General features: G+C 70.7%; 16 protein-coding genes. All 16 read right to left on the bottom strand.

The window, feature by feature from the left end; genetic code table 11:
* Positions 1 to 146: 146 nt before the first annotated feature.
* The gene (locus GQR16_RS03395; protein ID WP_157413758.1) at positions 147 to 2,102 is read right to left on the bottom strand and encodes a primosomal protein N' family DNA-binding protein; all 1,956 of its coding nucleotides are present in this window, start codon (positions 2,100 to 2,102) and stop codon (positions 147 to 149) included.
* Position 2,103: 1 nt separating this feature from the next.
* Entirely contained in the window at positions 2,104 to 3,297 is a 1,194-nt protein-coding gene (gene metK, locus GQR16_RS03390; protein WP_157413757.1) for a methionine adenosyltransferase, read from the bottom strand.
* Between the two features lie 65 nt (positions 3,298 to 3,362).
* Positions 3,363 to 4,586 carry a bifunctional phosphopantothenoylcysteine decarboxylase/phosphopantothenate--cysteine ligase CoaBC gene (gene coaBC / locus GQR16_RS03385; protein WP_157413756.1) on the bottom strand — a complete coding sequence of 408 codons (1,224 nt, stop codon included), beginning with the start codon at positions 4,584 to 4,586 and terminating at the stop codon, positions 3,363 to 3,365.
* 13 nt (positions 4,587 to 4,599) lie between these two features.
* Entirely contained in the window at positions 4,600 to 4,857 is a 258-nt protein-coding gene (gene rpoZ, locus GQR16_RS03380) for a DNA-directed RNA polymerase subunit omega (RefSeq protein WP_055857586.1), read from the bottom strand.
* Positions 4,858 to 4,922: 65 nt separating this feature from the next.
* The gene (gene gmk / locus GQR16_RS03375; protein WP_246200459.1) at positions 4,923 to 5,840 is read right to left on the bottom strand and encodes a guanylate kinase; all 918 of its coding nucleotides are present in this window, start codon (positions 5,838 to 5,840) and stop codon (positions 4,923 to 4,925) included.
* Positions 5,833 to 6,711, bottom strand: coding sequence for an orotidine-5'-phosphate decarboxylase (pyrF, locus tag GQR16_RS03370; protein WP_157413754.1), 879 nt, complete (start codon positions 6,709 to 6,711; stop codon positions 5,833 to 5,835). Before pyrF ends, gmk begins: the two co-directional genes overlap by 8 nt.
* Entirely contained in the window at positions 6,708 to 9,995 is a 3,288-nt protein-coding gene (gene carB / locus GQR16_RS03365) for a carbamoyl-phosphate synthase large subunit (protein WP_157413753.1), read from the bottom strand. The genes pyrF and carB overlap by 4 nt, the downstream gene beginning before the upstream one ends.
* Positions 9,995 to 11,152 (bottom strand): glutamine-hydrolyzing carbamoyl-phosphate synthase small subunit, encoded by a 1,158-nt coding sequence (gene carA, locus GQR16_RS03360; RefSeq protein WP_211373422.1) that lies wholly within the window; start codon positions 11,150 to 11,152, stop codon positions 9,995 to 9,997. Before carA ends, carB begins: the two co-directional genes overlap by 1 nt.
* Positions 11,145 to 11,702, bottom strand: a complete 558-nt coding sequence (locus GQR16_RS03355; protein ID WP_157413752.1) for a PH-like domain-containing protein — start codon at positions 11,700 to 11,702, stop codon at positions 11,145 to 11,147. Before GQR16_RS03355 ends, carA begins: the two co-directional genes overlap by 8 nt.
* Positions 11,695 to 13,038: a dihydroorotase gene (locus tag GQR16_RS03350; RefSeq protein ID WP_157413751.1), complete on the bottom strand. Its 1,344-nt coding sequence runs from the start codon at positions 13,036 to 13,038 to the stop codon at positions 11,695 to 11,697. Before GQR16_RS03350 ends, GQR16_RS03355 begins: the two co-directional genes overlap by 8 nt.
* Positions 13,035 to 13,988 carry an aspartate carbamoyltransferase catalytic subunit gene (locus GQR16_RS03345; protein ID WP_157413750.1) on the bottom strand — a complete coding sequence of 318 codons (954 nt, stop codon included), beginning with the start codon at positions 13,986 to 13,988 and terminating at the stop codon, positions 13,035 to 13,037. Before GQR16_RS03345 ends, GQR16_RS03350 begins: the two co-directional genes overlap by 4 nt.
* Complete coding sequence (gene pyrR / locus GQR16_RS03340) at positions 13,985 to 14,533, bottom strand: bifunctional pyr operon transcriptional regulator/uracil phosphoribosyltransferase PyrR (protein ID WP_157413991.1); 549 nt, start codon at positions 14,531 to 14,533, stop codon at positions 13,985 to 13,987. The genes GQR16_RS03345 and pyrR overlap by 4 nt, the downstream gene beginning before the upstream one ends.
* A gap of 145 nt (positions 14,534 to 14,678) precedes the next feature.
* A complete protein-coding gene (locus tag GQR16_RS03335; protein WP_157413749.1) occupies positions 14,679 to 15,191 on the bottom strand; it encodes a DoxX family protein in 513 nt (170 codons plus the stop codon).
* A gap of 239 nt (positions 15,192 to 15,430) precedes the next feature.
* Complete coding sequence (gene nusB / locus GQR16_RS03330; protein WP_067876073.1) at positions 15,431 to 15,844, bottom strand: transcription antitermination factor NusB; 414 nt, start codon at positions 15,842 to 15,844, stop codon at positions 15,431 to 15,433.
* Entirely contained in the window at positions 15,844 to 16,407 is a 564-nt protein-coding gene (gene efp / locus GQR16_RS03325; protein ID WP_067876070.1) for an elongation factor P, read from the bottom strand. The genes nusB and efp overlap by 1 nt, the downstream gene beginning before the upstream one ends.
* A 75-nt stretch (positions 16,408 to 16,482) precedes the next feature.
* Positions 16,483 to 16,923, bottom strand: coding sequence for a type II 3-dehydroquinate dehydratase (locus tag GQR16_RS03320; RefSeq protein ID WP_157413748.1), 441 nt, complete (start codon positions 16,921 to 16,923; stop codon positions 16,483 to 16,485).
* Between the last annotated feature and the right edge of the window lie 20 nt (positions 16,924 to 16,943).

The following is a 16,943-nucleotide window of genomic DNA, read 5'->3' as shown; positions in this document are numbered from 1 at the left end:
AGCCGTCATCGATGCGTTCTGCACCGATCGGCGTGGATCGAACGGCATGCAGGCGAACCATGCGCGTGCTCGATCGGCCGACGCCACCGCCGAATCGACATCGAATGGGGCGGACGCATGCGGGAATCGCAGCCCCTCGGGTCGGCCTAGGGCACCTCGGGGTCGTCGAAGCGCACGCGGAGCACGGCGGGTCGACGCACCGGGCGACCCGCGACGGGTCGACGGCGCTCGGTCGCCACCCGGATCATCTCCGACCGCAGCTCGTTGGCGACCCGGCCGCCCGACGCGTAGTCGAACCGCACGAGGGCCCGCACGAGGCCGTCGTCGACCGGGACCGGCCCCAGCACGTCGACGCCGCCGACGGACTCGACGCCCGTGATCGCAGCGCCGACGTTCGCAGCGGAGGCGCTGACGCTCGCGACCCGGACCGCGGGCGGGAAGCGCAACGCACGGCGGGCGGCGAGCTCGGTCGACGCCCAGTCGGCCTGCCGCCAGGTCGTGAACGCGGTCGCCAGCGCGCCGCCGACGCCCACCAGGAACACGGGAGAACCCGGCGCGACCAGCGCCGCGGCGTTCGACCACCAGCGCAGGCAATCCTCGGCGACCCGCAGCGTCTCACGGAGCAGCATCCGCTCGCCGTCGAGGAGCAGCACGGCACGGTACCCGCCGTCGGCGATCGGCTCGGCGCCCCTGGTCGCGATCACCAGCGCCGGCTCGGCGCCGACGCGCAGCACGGGCTTCTCGCCGTCGGAGAGCACGACCCGGGTGTTCGGGAACGCTCGACCGAGCTCCTCGGCCGTACGGCTCGCACCGATCGTGACGGCCCGCAGCCGCGTTCCCTCGCAGGTCGGGCACACCCACCCCGACGCCGTCGTGCCGCAGAGCGAGCACGCCGCCCCTCCCCCGGACCGCGGAACGGCGAGACCGCCGCCGCAGGCCGTGCACCGTGCCGGCTCGCGGCAGCGATCGCACGCGAGCGACGGGGTGTTGCCGGGGCGGCCGACCTGCACGAGCACCGGACCCGAGCGCACCGCCTCCTGCGCCTGGCGCCACGCCGCCGAGGGGATTCGGGCGGAGCCGGTCTCGGGCGTGTGCTGCTGCTCGGTCGGGATCACGCGCGGTCGCGCCTGACCGGCGACCGGGATCTCGTGCATCCACCCGATCTCGACCAGGCGCTGCACCTCGAGGCTGCGGGAGTGCGAGAGCATGAGCAGCGCGGCCCCCGACTGCTCCTGGCGGATGAGCGCGGCGTCCCTCGGATGCACGCCGGGCGAGAGCTGCTCGTTCATGAGCGCATCGCCGTCGTCCCACATCGCGATCAGGCCCAGACGGCTCGCCGGTGCGTACACGGTCGAGCGGTTGCCGATGACGACGCGGGCCGCATCGCCGGTCGCGTCGAGGAAGGCGCGGAACCTGGCACCGCCGGCCTGACGCGCATCGGTGCGCAGCACTCTGCGAGCGTCGACGGTCGCCGCCAGCGCCGCCTCGAGCTGCTCCTGGTCGCGGTAGTCGGGGACGACCAGCAGGCTCGACCGGTCGGCCGAGAGCGCATGCGCGGCGGCCTGCGCCATCGTGAGCGCCCACGCCCCGACCCACACCCCTGTCGAGAGGCGCACCGGACGCGGATCGGCCGCCAGCGACATCCGCTCGCTCGCGGCGATGCCGGACTCGACGCGACCGGACGCTGCGCCGTGCACGGGCGCGGGATCGACCGGCAGCGGACCCGGATCGGGCTCGGCCGCGGCCCAGGCCCGCTCGACGCGCACATAGCGCGACGGCACGGCGAGCCTGAGCACGTCGCTCGCGTTGCCCGCGGCCCGATCGGCCGCCGCCCGCGCGAGCGCCCAGACCTCCGGCGTCAGCAACGGCACCTCGGAGACGACGTCTTCGAGATCGCTCAGACGGCCTTCGAACTCGCTCGAGTCGGCGAGCTCGACGAGCCAGCCGTTCGCGATGCGCCCGCCGGACCGGAGCGGAGCACGCACGCGCACGCCAGGCCGAACCTGCTCGCGCAGACGCTCGGGAACGCGGTAGTCGAAGAGCTGGTCGAGCTGCGGCAGCGGGGAGTCGAGCAGCACCCTGGCGACGGAGCCGCCCGCCATGTCAGAGCCCGGCGGTGGCGCGCAGGTCGTCGACGCGGTCGAGCCGCTCCCACGTGAAGTCGGGGAGCTCGCGGCCGAAGTGTCCGTACGCCGCGGTCTGCGCGTAGATCGGACGCAGCAGGTCGAGGTCGCGGATGATCGCGGCCGGACGCAGGTCGAAGACCTCGCGGATCGCCCCGATGATGCGCTCCTCGGGCACGTGGGCCGTGCCGAAGGTCTCGACGTAGAGGCCGACCGGGGCCGCCTTGCCGATGGCGTATGCGACCTGCACCTCGAGGCGGTCGGCGAGGCCGGCCGCGACCGCGTTCTTCGCGACCCACCGCATGGCGTACGCGGCCGAGCGGTCGACCTTCGACGGGTCCTTGCCGCTGAACGCGCCGCCGCCGTGGCGGCTGGCGCCGCCGTACGTGTCGATGATGATCTTGCGGCCCGTGAGGCCGGCGTCGCCCTGAGGGCCGCCGATCTCGAACCGACCCGTCGGGTTGATCAGCACGTTGAGCTCGGGTCGGGCGAGCTCGACGGTGTCGAGCACGGGCTTGATCACGAGCTCCTCGACCTCGGCGCGGAGCTGCTCGGTCGAGACCTTGGGCGAGTGCTGCGTGGAGAGCACGACCGTCTCGATGGTACGCGGCACCTGGCCGTCGTAGCCGACGGTGACCTGGGTCTTGCCGTCGGGGCGCAGGTAGTCGAGCTCGCCGCGCTTGCGCACCTCGGTGAGGCGCTCTGCGAGACGGTGCGCGATCCAGATCGGCACGGGCATGAGCTGCGGCGTCTCGCGGGTGGCGTAGCCGAACATGATGCCCTGGTCGCCGGCACCCTGCTTGTCGAGAAGGTCTTCGCTGGAACGCTCGCGCGACTCGAAGGCGTCGTCGACGCCCTGCGCGATGTCGGGCGACTGACCGCCGATCGACACGGAGACGCCGCACGAGCGGCCGTCGAACCAGACGTCGGACGAGTTGTAGCCGATCGACGTCACGCGCTCGCGCACGATCGCCGGGATCTCGACGTACCCCGAGGTCGTGACCTCGCCCGCGACGTGCACGAGCCCGGTGGTCACGAGCGTCTCGACCGCGACCCGGCTGTGCGGGTCGACGGCCAGCAATGCGTCGAGGATCGAGTCCGAGACCTGGTCGCAGATCTTGTCGGGGTGTCCCTCGGTGACCGATTCGGAGGTGAACAGTCGAAGCTGGCTCATGGTCGCGGTTCTACTTTCATCGGTGGTGCGAAAACTTCTCGGGCGTCGCCGCGGGGGTGATGCGGTCAGCCGGGCTCGTGCGTCTCCCTCAGCCGAGGGGCCGCGACATCGAGGATCTCGTGCGCCACCGACATCTTGCTCCCGATCGCACGGGCGAGCACACCTTCATTGCCGAGGATGACGACGCGGTTGTCGTCTCGGGCGAACCCCTCGGTCCAACCGACGCGGTTCACCACGAGCAGATCGGCGCCCTTCGCCTCGAGCTTGCCCGCGCCGAGCTCCAGCAGTCGTTCGTCGTCGGCCTCGGTCTCCGCCGCGAACCCGACCAGCAGCGTGCCGTCGTGGGGTGCATGGCCGAGCCCCGCCAGGATGTCGGGGTTGCGGACGAGTTCGAGCGTGAGCCCGTCGTCGCCGGGCTGCTTCTTGATCTTCGACTCGCTGATCGAAGCGGGCCGGTAGTCGGCCACGGCCGCTGCCATGACGACGAGATCGGCGCCCGACGCGGCCTCGGTCACGGCCGCCTGCAGTTCGAGCGCGGTCGACACCTCGCGGATGTCGCAGCCGCCGGGCGAGGCGACCTCGAGGTTCGCGGCGATCAACGTCACCTGCGCACCGCGCGCACGCGCCGCCTCGGCGATCGCGACGCCCTGCTTGCCGCTCGAACGGTTGCCGAGGAAGCGCACCGGGTCGAGCGGCTCACGGGTGCCGCCCGCGGTCACGACCACGCGTCGCCCGGCCAGGTCGCGGCGGGCGGATGCCTCGACGCGCGCCAGTGCGGCGGCGACGATGACGTCGGGCTCCTCCATGCGACCGGGACCGCTGTCGGTGCCGGTGAGCTGGCCGACCGCCGGACCGACGATCGTGACGCCGCGCTCGCGGAGCGTCGCGACGTTCGCGGCGGTCGCCGGGTTCAGCCACATCTCGGTGTGCATCGCCGGGGCGATGACGATCGGAGCCTCGCTCGCGAGCACCGTGTTGCCGAGCAGGTCGTCGGCGAGCCCGGCGGCGAGCTTCGCGATCGTGTTCGCCGTGGCGGGCGCGATCACGATCAGGTCGGCAGCCTGCCCGATGGCCACATGGCGCACCTCGGCCACGCCCTCGTAGAGGTCGACGTGCACCGGATTGCGCGAGATGGCCTCGAGCGTGGGCCGCCCGACGAAACGCAGGGCGCCGTCGGTCGGCACCACGTGCACGTCATGGCCGGCGAGCACGAGCGATCGGACGACGCCGACCGCCTTGTACGCCGCGATGCCGCCCGTGATGCCGACGACGATGTTGAGCCGCGACATCCGTGCGCCGTGCTTACTCGCCGAGGGGGCGGAGCACCAGCTTGTCTTCGTTGATCTCGTGCATCGCCACCGAGAGGGGCTTGTCGTCGATCGACGAGTCGACCAGCGGGCCGACGTTGTCGAACAGGCTGCCCTCGTGGAGGTCGGCGTAGTAGTCGTTGATCTGACGAGCGCGCTTGGACGCGAAGATCACGAGCTGGTACTTGGAATCGACCTTCGACAGCAGGTCGTCGATGGGCGGGTCGATGATGCCGGACAGCTTCTCAGCCATGGAGATACTCCTTCGAAACGAACATGCGCACCTCGCGTGCGCCGGAAAATCGTGACCCGGGCAGCTCAACGCCGCCCTGAACGGGGCCTCATCAAGTCTACGACCTTTTGCGCGGCCTCGGGCACGTCGTGATTGACGACCTGATGATCGAACTCGTCGACCGCCGCGAGCTCGACCTTGGCGGTCTCGAGCCGACGCTGCTGCTCGGCCGGAGATTCGGTGCCTCGGCCGACGAGCCGGCGCACGAGTTCGTCCCAGGTCGGGGGCAGGAGGAACACGAGCGTCGCCTCGGGCATCGCCCGACGCACCGAGCGTGCGCCCTGGATATCGATCTCGAGCAGCACGCTGTCGCCTGCGGCGATCGCCTGCTCGACCGGTCCTCGCGGCGTGCCGTACCGGTAGGCGTTGTGCACCGTCGCCCATTCGAGCAGTTCGCCGGCCTCGACCATGCGATCGAACTCGGCGTCGTCGACGAAGAAGTAGCTCTCCCCCTCGACCTCGCCCGGGCGAGGCGCACGCGTGGTCGCCGAGACCGACAGCTTGACGTCGGGGTGGTGTCGACGAATGTACGACGCGACCGTGCCCTTGCCGACGGCCGTCGGGCCGGCGAGCACCACGAGGCGATCACCGGTGCCGCCGTGCGACGCGACCCAGGATGCGACGAACTCGCGAAGGCGACGGCGCTGCAGGCGGCCGAGGCCGCCGAGACGCTTGGCGGTCGAGATCTCGAGCTCCTCGAGGATCCGGGCGCATTTCGTGACCCCGATCGCCGGGATCGACGTCAGGAACTCGGTCACCCGGAGGCGTCCCTCCGGCGAGTCGGCCTCGGCGAACGCCGCACGCAGCACGTCGAGGGGGCTCCGCAAGCCTGCGGCGATGTCGGCCTTGACGCTCGCGCGTGCGCGCCGTGCGGCGACCGCCGCACGGGATGCGGCGACGCGGTCGACCTCGGGCGGGGTGGATCTCGTGGTCTGCTCAGGCACCGGCGGCTCCGTACTCGTCGGCGCGGCGGGCGATCGCATCGGCGAGCCCGTCGGGGCCGGCCGACAGCAGCGAACGCGACTCGTTCGCGATGACGCCGGGAGCATAGCCGCCGAGCCGCACGCGAAGGTCGCCCGGCTCGGCGCCCTGGTGTCCGAATCCGGGCGCGAGCACCGGGAGGCCGGGGCGCGGCGGATCGACGTCGGTCGGGATTCCTGCGGCGCGGAGGTCGGTGGTGGCGCCGAACACGACGCCGATCGAGCCGAACGAGTTCGACGCGGCATCCGCCCGACCCTGGTTCCAGCTGATGACGCCCTGCGTGATCGCGCCCGCGACGGTGTGGCCCGCTCGGCTCGACTGCTGGAGCACGGCGCGCTGGATCGCCGCCGCTTCAGGGTTCGAGGTCGCGGCGAGCACGAAGAGGCCCTTGCCCGCGGTCTCGGCGGCGGCCATGACCTGCTCGATCGAACCGAGTCCCTGGTAGGCGCTGATCGTCATGGCGTCGGCTTCGAGGCTCGAGCCCCGACGGAGCCACGCCTCGCCGTACGCCTCGACCGTCGTGCCGATGTCGCCGCGCTTGACGTCGGCGATCACCAGCAGGCCGGCCTCGCGCGCCTCGGCGAGCAGCCGCTCGAGCACCGCGTAGCCCGCGGCCCCGTGACGCTCGAAGAACGCGATCTGGGGCTTCAGGATGCCGACGCGATCCGCGGCCGCCTCGATGACCCGCAGGCCGAACTCGCGAAGGCCCTCGGCCGAGTCGGGCTGCCCCCACCGCTCGAGGAGCGAGGCATGGGGGTCGAGCCCGACGCACAGCCGGCCGTAGGCGGCGAAGACGGAGGCGAGGCGTTCGCCGAAGGGAATGGGTTCGCTCATGCCGTTGCTCCGCGGCGGATCGCGTACTCCTGAAGGCTGGTCACCTCGAAGGGCTCGCCGCCCGCATCGATCGAGGCGACCGCGGCCGACAGCTCGGCGATGGTCGTGAACAGCGGCACGTCGGCCGAGACGGCCGCCGCGCGGATCTCGTATCCGTCGGCGCGCGCCGAACGACCGCTCGGCGTGTTCACGACGACGTCGACCTCGCCGCGGTGGATGAGCTCGACCACCGAGACCGCGTCGGCAGCGGACTTGTCGCTGTACTTCAGCACCTCGCGTGCGGCGATGCCGTTGCGACGAAGCACCTCGGCCGTGCCCTCGGTCGCGGCGATCTCGAAGCCGAGCTGCTGCAGGCGCAGGATCGGCAGGATGATCGAGCGCTTGTCGCGGTCGGAGACCGAGACGAAGACGGTGCCGCCGGTCGGCATTCCGCCGTACGCGGCCAGCTGGCTCTTCGCGAACGCCCGCGGGAAGTCGCGGTCGATGCCCATGACCTCGCCCGTGGAGCGCATCTCGGGGCCGAGCACCGAGTCGACGATGAGGCCTTCCTTGGTGCGGAACCGGTGGAACGGCAGCACGGCCTCCTTGACGGCGACGGGCGCGTCGAGCGGCACGCGCGAGCCGTCGACCGCGGGCAGCATGCCCTCGGCGATGAGCTCGGCGACCGTCGCACCGACCATGATGCGCGATGCGGCCTTCGCGAGCGGGATGCCGAGCGCCTTCGAGACGAACGGCACGGTGCGGCTCGCGCGCGGGTTCGCCTCGAGCACGTAGAGCACGCCGGCGCCGATCGCGAACTGCACGTTGAGCAGGCCCTTCACGCCGATGCCCTCGGCGATCGAACGCGTCGCCTCGCGCACCCGGTCGATCTCGGCGCGGCCGAGCGTGACGGGGGGCAGGGTGCAGCTCGAGTCGCCGGAGTGGATGCCGGCCTCCTCGATGTGCTCCATGACGCCGCCGATATAGAGATCGGTGCCGTCGTACAGCGCGTCGACGTCGATCTCGATCGCGTCGTCGAGGAAGCGGTCGACGAGCAGCGGATGCGTCGGGCCGACGATGCCCTGACCCTCGATGCGCGCGAAGTAGTCGGCGAGCGAGGGCGAGTCGTAGATGATCTCCATGCCGCGGCCGCCGAGCACGTAGCTCGGACGGACGAGCACCGGGTAGCCGATCTCCTCGGCGACCTGCACGGCGCCCGTGAGCTCGATCGCGGTGCCGTTGCGCGGCGCGAGCAGGCCCGCCTGCTCGAGGATGCCGGCGAACAGCCCGCGCTCCTCGGCGAGGTCGATCGCGTCGGGGGTCGTGCCGAGGATCGGCACGCCGGCAGCCTCGAGGCCCTTCGCGAGCCCGAGCGCCGTCTGGCCGCCGAGCTGCACGACGACGCCGACGAGTTCGCCCGACTGCGACTCGGCGTGGATGACCTCGAGCACGTCTTCGAGCGTGAGCGGCTCGAAGTAGAGCCGGTCGCTCGTGTCGTAGTCGGTCGAGACCGTCTCGGGGTTGCAGTTGATCATGACGGTCTCGAAGCCGGCATCCGACAGCGCGAACGACGCGTGCACGCACGAGTAGTCGAACTCGACGCCCTGGCCGATGCGGTTCGGGCCGGAGCCGAGGATGATGACCTTGCGGCGGTCGGACGGCGCGACCTCGGTCTCGAAGTCGTAGCTCGAGTAGTGGTACGGCGTGAGCGCGGGGAACTCCCCCGCGCACGTGTCGACGGTCTTGAACACCGGCCGGATGCCGAGGATGTGACGCACCTCGCGGGCATCTGCCTCGCCGAAGCCGCGGAGCTGGCCGATCTGCGCGTCGGAGAACCCGTGGTCCTTCGCGAGCAGCAGCAGGTCGGTGTCGAGGTTCTCGGCTGCGGCGACCTGGTCGGCGACCTCGTTGATCAGCACGATCTGGTCGAGGAACCACGGGTCGATCTTCGTGGCGTCGAACGCCTGCTCGATCGTGGCGCCCTTGCGGAGCGCCTGCTGCACGAGCACGATGCGGCCGTCGGTCGGGATGCGCGACTCAGCGAGCAGCTCCTCGACCGTGCGGGGCTCCTCGCCCCAGTGGAACGACGAGCCGCGCTTCTCGAGCGAGCGGAGCGCCTTCTGCAGCGCGGTCGCGTAGTTGCGGCCGATGGCCATGGCCTCGCCGACCGACTTCATGGTGGTCGTCAGCGTCGGGTCGGCGGCCGGGAACTTCTCGAACGCGAACCGGGGCACCTTGACGACGACGTAGTCGAGCGTGGGCTCGAAGCTCGCGGGCGTGACCTTGGTGATGTCGTTCGGGATCTCGTCGAGGCGGTAGCCGATGGCGAGCTTCGCCGCGATCTTCGCGATCGGGAAGCCCGTCGCCTTCGACGCGAGCGCAGAGGAACGCGACACGCGCGGGTTCATCTCGATGACGATGATGCGGCCGTCGGCGGGGTCGATCGCGAACTGGATGTTGCAGCCGCCCGTGTCGACGCCGACTCGACGGATGATGTCGATGCCGATGTCGCGGAGGTTCTGGTACTCGCGGTCCGTCAGCGTCAGCGCGGGCGCCACGGTGATCGAGTCGCCGGTGTGCACGCCGACGGGGTCGACGTTCTCGATGGAGCAGACGACGACCGTGTTGTCGGCCGTGTCGCGCATGAGCTCGAGCTCGTACTCCTTCCAGCCGAGGATCGACTCCTCGAGGAGCACCTCGGTCGTGGGCGAGTCGTGGAGGCCCTGTGTGACGATGCGCACGAGGTCCTCCTCGGTGTACGCGAACCCCGAGCCGAGCCCGCCCATGGTGAACGACGGGCGCACGACGAGCGGGTACCCGAGGTCCTCGGCGAACACCTTCGCGTCTTCGAGCGTCTTGGCCACGTGCGAACGGGCGACGCCGGCGCCGGCCTCGATCACGAGGTCCTTGAAGAGCTGGCGGTCCTCGCCCTTGCGGATGGCCTCCACCTTCGCGCCGATGAGCTCGACGCCGTGCTTGGCGAGGATGCCGGCCTCTTCGAGGGCGATGGCCGCGTTCAGCGCCGTCTGGCCGCCGAGCGTCGGCAGCACCGCGTCGGGCCGCTCCTTGATGATGATCGACTCGATGATCTCGGTCGTGATCGGCTCGATGTACGTCGCGTCGGCGAAGTCGGGGTCGGTCATGATCGTGGCCGGGTTCGGGTTCACGAGGATGACGCGCACCCCCTCGGCGCGGAGCACCCGGCACGCCTGGGTGCCCGAGTAGTCGAACTCGGCCGCCTGTCCGATGACGATCGGACCGGATCCGATGACGAGGACGCTGTTGATGTCGTCGCGCTTGGGCATCAGGCCTGGTTCTCCTTGCTCGCGATGACCATGTCGCGGAACCGGTCGAAGAGATAGTTGGCGTCGCGCGGGCCGGCCGCGGACTCCGGGTGGTACTGCACCGAGAAGGCGGGGATGTCGAGGCAGTTCAGGCCCTCGACGACGTTGTCGTTGAGGTCGACGTGGCTGACCTCGACACGGCCGAAGCCCTCGCTCGACTCGCTGATGCGGTCGATCGGGGCGTCCACCGCGAAGCCGTGGTTGTGCGCGGTGATCTCGACACGGCCGGTGGCGCGGTCGATCACGGGCTGGTTGATGCCGCGGTGACCGAACGGCAGCTTGTAGGTGCCGTACCCGAGTGCGCGGCCGAGGAGCTGGTTGCCGAAGCAGATGCCGAAGTACGGCACGCCGGCGCGCAGCGCGCTGCGGAGGATCTCGACATGGCGATCGGATGCCGCAGGGTCGCCGGGTCCGTTCGAGAAGAAGAGCGCGTCGGGCGCGAGCGCGAGCACCTCCTCGGCGGTGACCGACTGCGGCACGACGTGGACGTCGAAGCCGCGCTCGGCGAGGAAGTTCAGCGTGGAGGTCTTGACGCCGAGGTCGAGCACCGCGACGGTGCCGACGCGCTCGCCGGTCGCCGGCAGCTGGTACGCCTCGGTCGTCGACACCGCACCCGAGAGGTTGCGGCCGCTCATCTCGGCGGCCGTCTGCACGAGTTCGAGCTGTTCGCCGTGCGAGAGCGCGACGTCGTCGCCGGAGAAGACACCGGCGCGCATCGAGCCGGCCGAGCGCAGGTGACGGGTCAGTGCACGCGTGTCGATGCCGCTGATGCCGACGACGCCCGCCGAGGCGAGGTCGTCGTCGAGGCTCCGCTGCGAGCGGAAGTTCGAGACGACGCGGGAGGGGTCGCGCACGATGAATCCGGCGACCCAGATGCGCGCCGACTCCATGTCCTCGTCGTTCATGCCCGTGTTGCCGACGTGCGGCGCGGTCATCATGACGATCTGCCCGGCGTACGACGGGTCGGTCAGCGTCTCCTGGTAGCCGGTCATGCCGGTCGCGAAGACGGCTTCGCCGAGGGTGCGTCCGCGGGCGCCGTAGGCACGGCCCTCGTAGCGGGTGCCGTCCTCGAGCACGAGCACAGCGGGCTCGTGCAGGCGGGTGGTGGTCTCAGTCATCCGAGGCCTCGCTCTCATGGTGGGGCTGCGTCACGGTGCGTGCTGCAGCGATGTCGTTGACGGCGGCGATGATGCGCGCCGAGTCGCCCGGGTGACGGGCGCGGAGGTAGCTGTCGACGTACGGGGCGACCTGCTCGGGCTCGGCGTCGTGGAGGTCCACGATCCAGCTGAGCGCGACGAGTCCGCCCGGCTCGACGCCGCGGTCGATGGCGTAGGTCGCCTCGCCCGCCGACACGAGCCGTACGGAGGGCACGAACGAGGGCTGCTCGCCCGCGATGCGGAGCACGACGCCCTCGGGGAAGACCTCGATGCGTCCGGACCCGCGGAACGCGAGGCCCTGCACGGCGAGCCGCTCGAGCGGCGAGCCGATCGGCGTGGTCGCGACGTAGAGCACCTCGGTCTCGAGGAGCGGCTCGCTCTCGAGCTTCGGCAGCGGGTAGGCCGACAGGGTCGCGTCGCGCACCTCGCGCCTGCGCCAGGCGCGGTACGCGAGCCAGAGGAGTCCGCCCACGACGACGAGCGCGACGATCGCGCCGATCCACTTATCCACGGGCACCTCCGACGAGCGCGGCAGCGCGACGGGCGACCTCGTCGGCGGGCTGCACGACGCCGTCGAGCAGCGTGGCGTAGCCGGCGTGGAAGGTCGCGACGACGCGGCCGGGCAGCGCACGGCCGAGGTAGGGCGAGTTGATGCTGCGACCGGCGAGGCGGTCGAGCGCGAACTCGGATGCCGCCGACGGGTCGTAGAGCGTGACCTCGGGTGCCGCGCCCGCGACGATGCCCTGGCCCTGTCCGGCCAGGCGACCGATGCGGGCAGGCGTCGAGGAGAGCACGCGCGCGACGTCGGACCAGCCCAGCAGGCCGTTCTCGACGACCGAGGCGTGCACGACCGAGAGCGCGGACTCGAGCCCGACCATGCCGTTCGCCGCGGCATCCCACTCGCTCTGCTTCGCCTCGATGGGGTGCGGGGCGTGGTCGGTCGCGACGATGTCGATCGTGCCGTCGGCGAGGGCCGCGCGCAGCGCCTCGACGTCTTCGGCCCGACGCAGGGGCGGGTTCACCTTGTAGCGGGGGTCGTAGCTCGCGACGAGCTCCTCGGTGAGGAGCAGGTGGTGCGGGGTGACCTCGGCCGTGACGTCGATGCCGCGGGCCTTGGCCCAGCGGATGACCTCGACCGATCCGGCGGTGGAGACGTGGCAGACGTGCAGGCGGCTGCCGACGTGCTCGGCGAGCAGCACGTCGCGGGCGATGATCGACTCCTCGGCGACCGCGGGCCATCCGGCGAGTCCGAGCTCGCCCGACAGGGCGCCCTCGTTCATCTGCGCGCCCTGCGTGAGCCGGGGCTCCTGCGCGTGCTGGGCGACGACGCCGTCGAACGCCTTGACGTACTCGAGGGCGCGGCGCATGAGCAGCGGGTCGAACACGCAGAACCCGTCGTCGCTGAAGACGCGCACGCCGGCGCGCGAGCGGGCCATCGCGCCGAGCTCGGCGAGCTGCTCGCCCTTGAGCCCGACCGTGACGGCGCCGATCGGCTGCACCGTGGCGTAGCCGGCGGCGGTGCCGAGGCTCGCGACCTGCTCGACCACGCCGGCCGTGTCGGCCACGGGCGAGGTGTTCGCCATCGCGAAGACCGCCGTGAACCCGCCGGCCGCAGCCGCCCGGGTGCCCGTGAGCACGGTCTCGCTCTGCTCGTAGCCGGGCTCGCGCAGGTGCGTGTGCAGGTCGACCAGCCCCGGCAGCGCGATCAGGCCGTCGGCGTCGACGATCGTCGCGCCCGCGGCATCCGCGATGCGACCGACCTCGATGATGCGACCGTCGGCGATGCGGATGTCGGCGCGCTCGCCCGAAGGGAGCGTCGCGCCCGTGATGAGGAACGACTCGGTCATCGCAGCTCACCTCGCTCGCCCGAAAGCAGCAGATACAGGGCGGCCATTCTCACTGATACTCCGTTCGCGACCTGCTCCCTGACCGTGGACTGCGCGGAGTCCGCCGCGAGGGCGGAGATCTCCAGCCCTCGGTTCATCGGCCCGGGATGCATGACCATCGTAGTCGTGGGCAACTGGGAGAACCTGGCATCGTCGAGACCCCAGGTCCGTGCGTATTCGCGGCTGTTCGGGAAGAACGAGCCGTGCATGCGCTCCGCCTGGATGCGGAGCATCATCACCACGTCGGGCTTCGTCGCGAGCGCCTCGTCGAGGTCGAAGGCGACGGATGCCGGCCAGCCGGCGGTGTCGACGGGCACGAGCGTCGGCGGGGCGACGAGGGTGACCTCGGCGCCGAGCGTCGAGAGCAGCCACACGTTCGAGCGGGCGACGCGGGAGTGCAGGATGTCGCCGACGATCACGACCCGGACGCCGTCGAGGCCCTTGCCGCGGCTCGCGGCCCCGTGCAGTCGGCTGCGCATCGTGAACGCGTCGAGCAGCGCCTGCGTGGGGTGCTCGTGCGTGCCGTCGCCCGCGTTCACGACGCCGGCGTCGATCCAGCCGCTCGTGGCGAGCGTGTACGGCGCGCCCGATGCCGGGTGGCGGATCACGACGCCGTCGGCGCCCATGGCCTGCAGGGTCTGCGCGGTGTCCTTCAGGCTCTCGCCCTTCGACACGCTCGAACCCTTGGCGCTGAAGTTGATGACGTCGGCCGACAGCCGCTTCGCCGCGGCCTCGAACGAGATGCGCGTGCGCGTGGAGTCCTCGAAGAAGAGGTTGACCACGGTCTTGCCGCGCAGGGTCGGGAGCTTCTTCACCTCGCGGTGCTGCACGGCCGCCATGTCCTCGGCGATGTCGAGCAGCGCGATCGCCTCGTCGCGGGCGAGCCCTCTGGTGCTGAGCAGGTGCCTCATTCGGCGCCTCCCTCGATCGTGACGTGGTCGTCGCCGCCGTCGACCTCGGTGAGCCGCACGTTGATGCGCTCGCTCGCGGCGCTCGGCAGGTTCTTTCCGACGAAGTCCGCCCGGATGGGGAACTCGCGGTGGCCGCGGTCGACGAGCACGGCGAGTCGCACGGCGCGCGCCCGGCCGAGATCGCTCAGGGCGTCGAAGGCGGAGCGGATGGTGCGACCGGAGTAGAGCACGTCGTCGACGAGCACGACCGTCCTGCCGTCGATGCCGCCGGGCGGCAGCTCGGTGGGCGAGGGCATTCGGATGCCGCTGCGCGAGAGGTCGTCACGGTACATGGTCACGTCGAGCGACCCGGCCAGCTGCACGGGGGCGGACGGCTCGATGCGCTGGATGAGTTCGGCGATGCGACGGGCCAGAACGGTGCCTCGCGTCGGGATGCCGAGGATGACGAGATCGGTCGCGCCGCGATTGGACTCGAGGATCTCATGAGCGATGCGGGTCAACGCCCGCGATATGTCAGCGTGATTGAGCACTGTGCGCGCCATCAGACCGACTCCCTTCTCCGCCTCACGGGACGGCCTTAAAGGTTGCCAACTCCGCAAGCCTATCAGCCGCCTGATCGGCCTTCCGACGCGGAGAAGGGCCGCGCCGGATCCGGCGTGGCCCTTCTGCGTGCGGAGTCGTGGGGAGCGATCACCGGCGGATCGGGCGCTTCAGCGCGGTCGCGGCAACCACCATGGCTGCGGCGACGAGCACGACGTCCTTCAGGATGTACTGCGCGGTGAGCGTCGGGCCCGCCGTCGTGAAGAGCTCCGAGCCGAAGAACACGAGCGGCGAGAAGATGCCCACGAAGGTTCCGGCGAGGGCGAGGAGCCCGATGCGCACGAACACGCCGGTCACGAGCGTCAGGCCCACGAGGACCTCGAGCGTCGCCGTGAGCGCGAGGGCGGCGTAGCCGTCGATCAGCCCGAACGAGAGTGCGTTCCACGTCCGGGAGACGAGGCCCTCGACGGGGCTCACGCCGGGAAGGAACTTCAGGGCGCCGAAGACGAGGAAGACGAGGCCGAGCGCGACACGCAGGGACGGCACCGAGGTGCGAGCGAGGAAGCGCTGGGCGACGGCCTGCGCGGCCTCGGCGCGATCGAGGATCGTGTCGAGGGAGGCGGCGGTCGAGGTGCGACCGCTCACGAGGGTGGTGCTGGACATGCGGGGAGTTTCCTTCCGAGGAGGTGGCGTGCCGCGGAAGAGCATCCACGGCGGCCGCACGAGGCGACATCGCCAATCTCATCGGGAACCCGTTCACCGCACGTCGGGGCCTCCGCTGAACCCGGGTCGGTGGCATCGCTGAACGCGTCTCGGGGTCAGCACCGGGCCGCGGTTCCGCGGAACACGACGAACGGCGGCCGACGATGCATCATCGTCGGCCGCCGTTCGAGGTGGTGCCGTCAGGCCTTGGAGTGCGAGATGGCCGCAAGCAGGCCGTTCACGAACCCGGCCGAGTCGTCGGTCGACAGCACGGTGGCCGCTTCGACCGCCTCGGAGATCGCGACGGGGTCGGGCACGCTGTCGTTGTAGAGGATCTCCCAGGCGCCGATGCGCAGCAGGGCGCGGTCGACGGCGGGCATGCGCTCGAGGGTCCAGCCGCGCGAGTGCGTCGTGATGAGCTCGTCGATCTCCTCGCGGTGATCGACGACGCCGTCGACGATCTCGCGCGCGTACAGCCACGACTTCTGACGCTCGGGCTCGCCCGCCGCACGCTCGGCCTCGGTCACGAGCAGCTGCTCGACCGGAACCTGCCGCATGTCGGCGGAGTAGAGCAGGTCGAGGGCGCGCTTGCGCGCCTTCGTGCGTGCACTCACTAGTCGTTCACGCGCCCGAGGTAGGAGCCGTCGCGGGTGTCGACCTTGACCTTGGTGCCGGTCTCGAGGAACAGCGGCACCTGGATCTCGTAGCCGGTCTGGACGGTGGCGGGCTTGGTGCCGCCGGTCGACCGGTCGCCCTGCAGGCCGGGCTCGGTGTACGTGATCTCGAGCACGACGGATGCCGGCAGTTCGACGTAGAGCGGGTTGCCGTTGTTCAGGGCGATCGTCACGGCCTGGTTCTCGAGCATGAAGTTGGCGGCGTCGCCGACGACCGTGCCCGGAACCGTGATCTGGTCGTAGTCGGACGTGTCCATGAACACGAAGCCGTCGCCGTCGGCGTACAGGTAGCTGAAGTCGCGACGGTCGACGTTCTCGATCTCGATCTTCGCGCCCGCGTTGTAGGTGCGGTCGACGACCTTGCCCGACACGACGTTCTTCAGCTTGGTGCGCACGAACGCGCCACCCTTGCCGGGCTTGACGTGCTGGAACTCGATGACGCTCCAGAGCTGCCCGTCGATGGAGAGGACGACGCCGTTCTTGATGTCAGCGGTGCTTGCCATGAAGGTGATTCCGTTCGATTCGGTGAAAGTTTCGGGCGCACGACGAACGTGTGCGACTGATCGAGTGTAGTCGACTCACCCGAGCGAACGCAGAACGGCCTCGACGGCGAGGCGGTACGAGTCGGGGCCGAAACCCGCGATCACGCCCGTCGCGACACCCGAGATGACGCTCGTGTGGCGGAACGTCTCACGGGCGTGCGGGTTCGAGAGATGCACCTCGACGAGCGGCACGCCCGTCTGCTTCAGCTGCGCCGCGGCATCCCGGAGCGCGTAGCTGTAGTGCGTGAACGCCGCGGGGTTCAGCACCACCGGCAGCTTGCGGTCGACGGCCTCGTGGATCCAGCCGATGAGCTCGGCCTCGTCGTCGGACTGGCGGAGGTCGATCTCGACCCCGTCGGGCACGGATGCCGCGAGCCCGGCTCCGATGTCGGCGAGCGTCTCACTGCCGTACACCTCTGGTTCGCGTGTGCCGAGCCGGCCGAGGTTCGGGCCGTTCAGCACGAGGATCGTCGTCATGACAGGAAGCCTATCGGCGC

This window comes from Agromyces allii (genome assembly GCF_009749385.1).
Classification (GTDB): Bacteria; Actinomycetota; Actinomycetes; order Actinomycetales; family Microbacteriaceae; genus Agromyces; species Agromyces allii.
Note: the sequence above shows the minus strand (reverse complement) of the source record. Positions and strands in the feature narration are given on the sequence as shown.

Coding starts and splice junctions, on each gene's coding strand:
- carA (WP_211373422.1), bottom strand. CDS start 11,152: ATGACTGAGACCACCACCCGCCTGCACGAGCCCGCTGTGCTCGTGCTC.
- rpoZ (WP_055857586.1), bottom strand. CDS start 4,857: ATGGCTGAGAAGCTGTCCGGCATCATCGACCCGCCCATCGACGACCTG.
- carB (WP_157413753.1), bottom strand. CDS start 9,995: ATGCCCAAGCGCGACGACATCAACAGCGTCCTCGTCATCGGATCCGGT.
- GQR16_RS03345 (WP_157413750.1), bottom strand. CDS start 13,988: ATGAGGCACCTGCTCAGCACCAGAGGGCTCGCCCGCGACGAGGCGATC.
- GQR16_RS03335 (WP_157413749.1), bottom strand. CDS start 15,191: ATGTCCAGCACCACCCTCGTGAGCGGTCGCACCTCGACCGCCGCCTCC.
- pyrF (WP_157413754.1), bottom strand. CDS start 6,711: ATGAGCGAACCCATTCCCTTCGGCGAACGCCTCGCCTCCGTCTTCGCC.
- efp (WP_067876070.1), bottom strand. CDS start 16,407: ATGGCAAGCACCGCTGACATCAAGAACGGCGTCGTCCTCTCCATCGAC.
- GQR16_RS03320 (WP_157413748.1), bottom strand. CDS start 16,923: ATGACGACGATCCTCGTGCTGAACGGCCCGAACCTCGGCCGGCTCGGC.
- metK (WP_157413757.1), bottom strand. CDS start 3,297: ATGAGCCAGCTTCGACTGTTCACCTCCGAATCGGTCACCGAGGGACAC.
- GQR16_RS03395 (WP_157413758.1), bottom strand. CDS start 2,102: ATGGCGGGCGGCTCCGTCGCCAGGGTGCTGCTCGACTCCCCGCTGCCG.
- GQR16_RS03350 (WP_157413751.1), bottom strand. CDS start 13,038: ATGACCGAGTCGTTCCTCATCACGGGCGCGACGCTCCCTTCGGGCGAG.
- coaBC (WP_157413756.1), bottom strand. CDS start 4,586: ATGTCGCGGCTCAACATCGTCGTCGGCATCACGGGCGGCATCGCGGCG.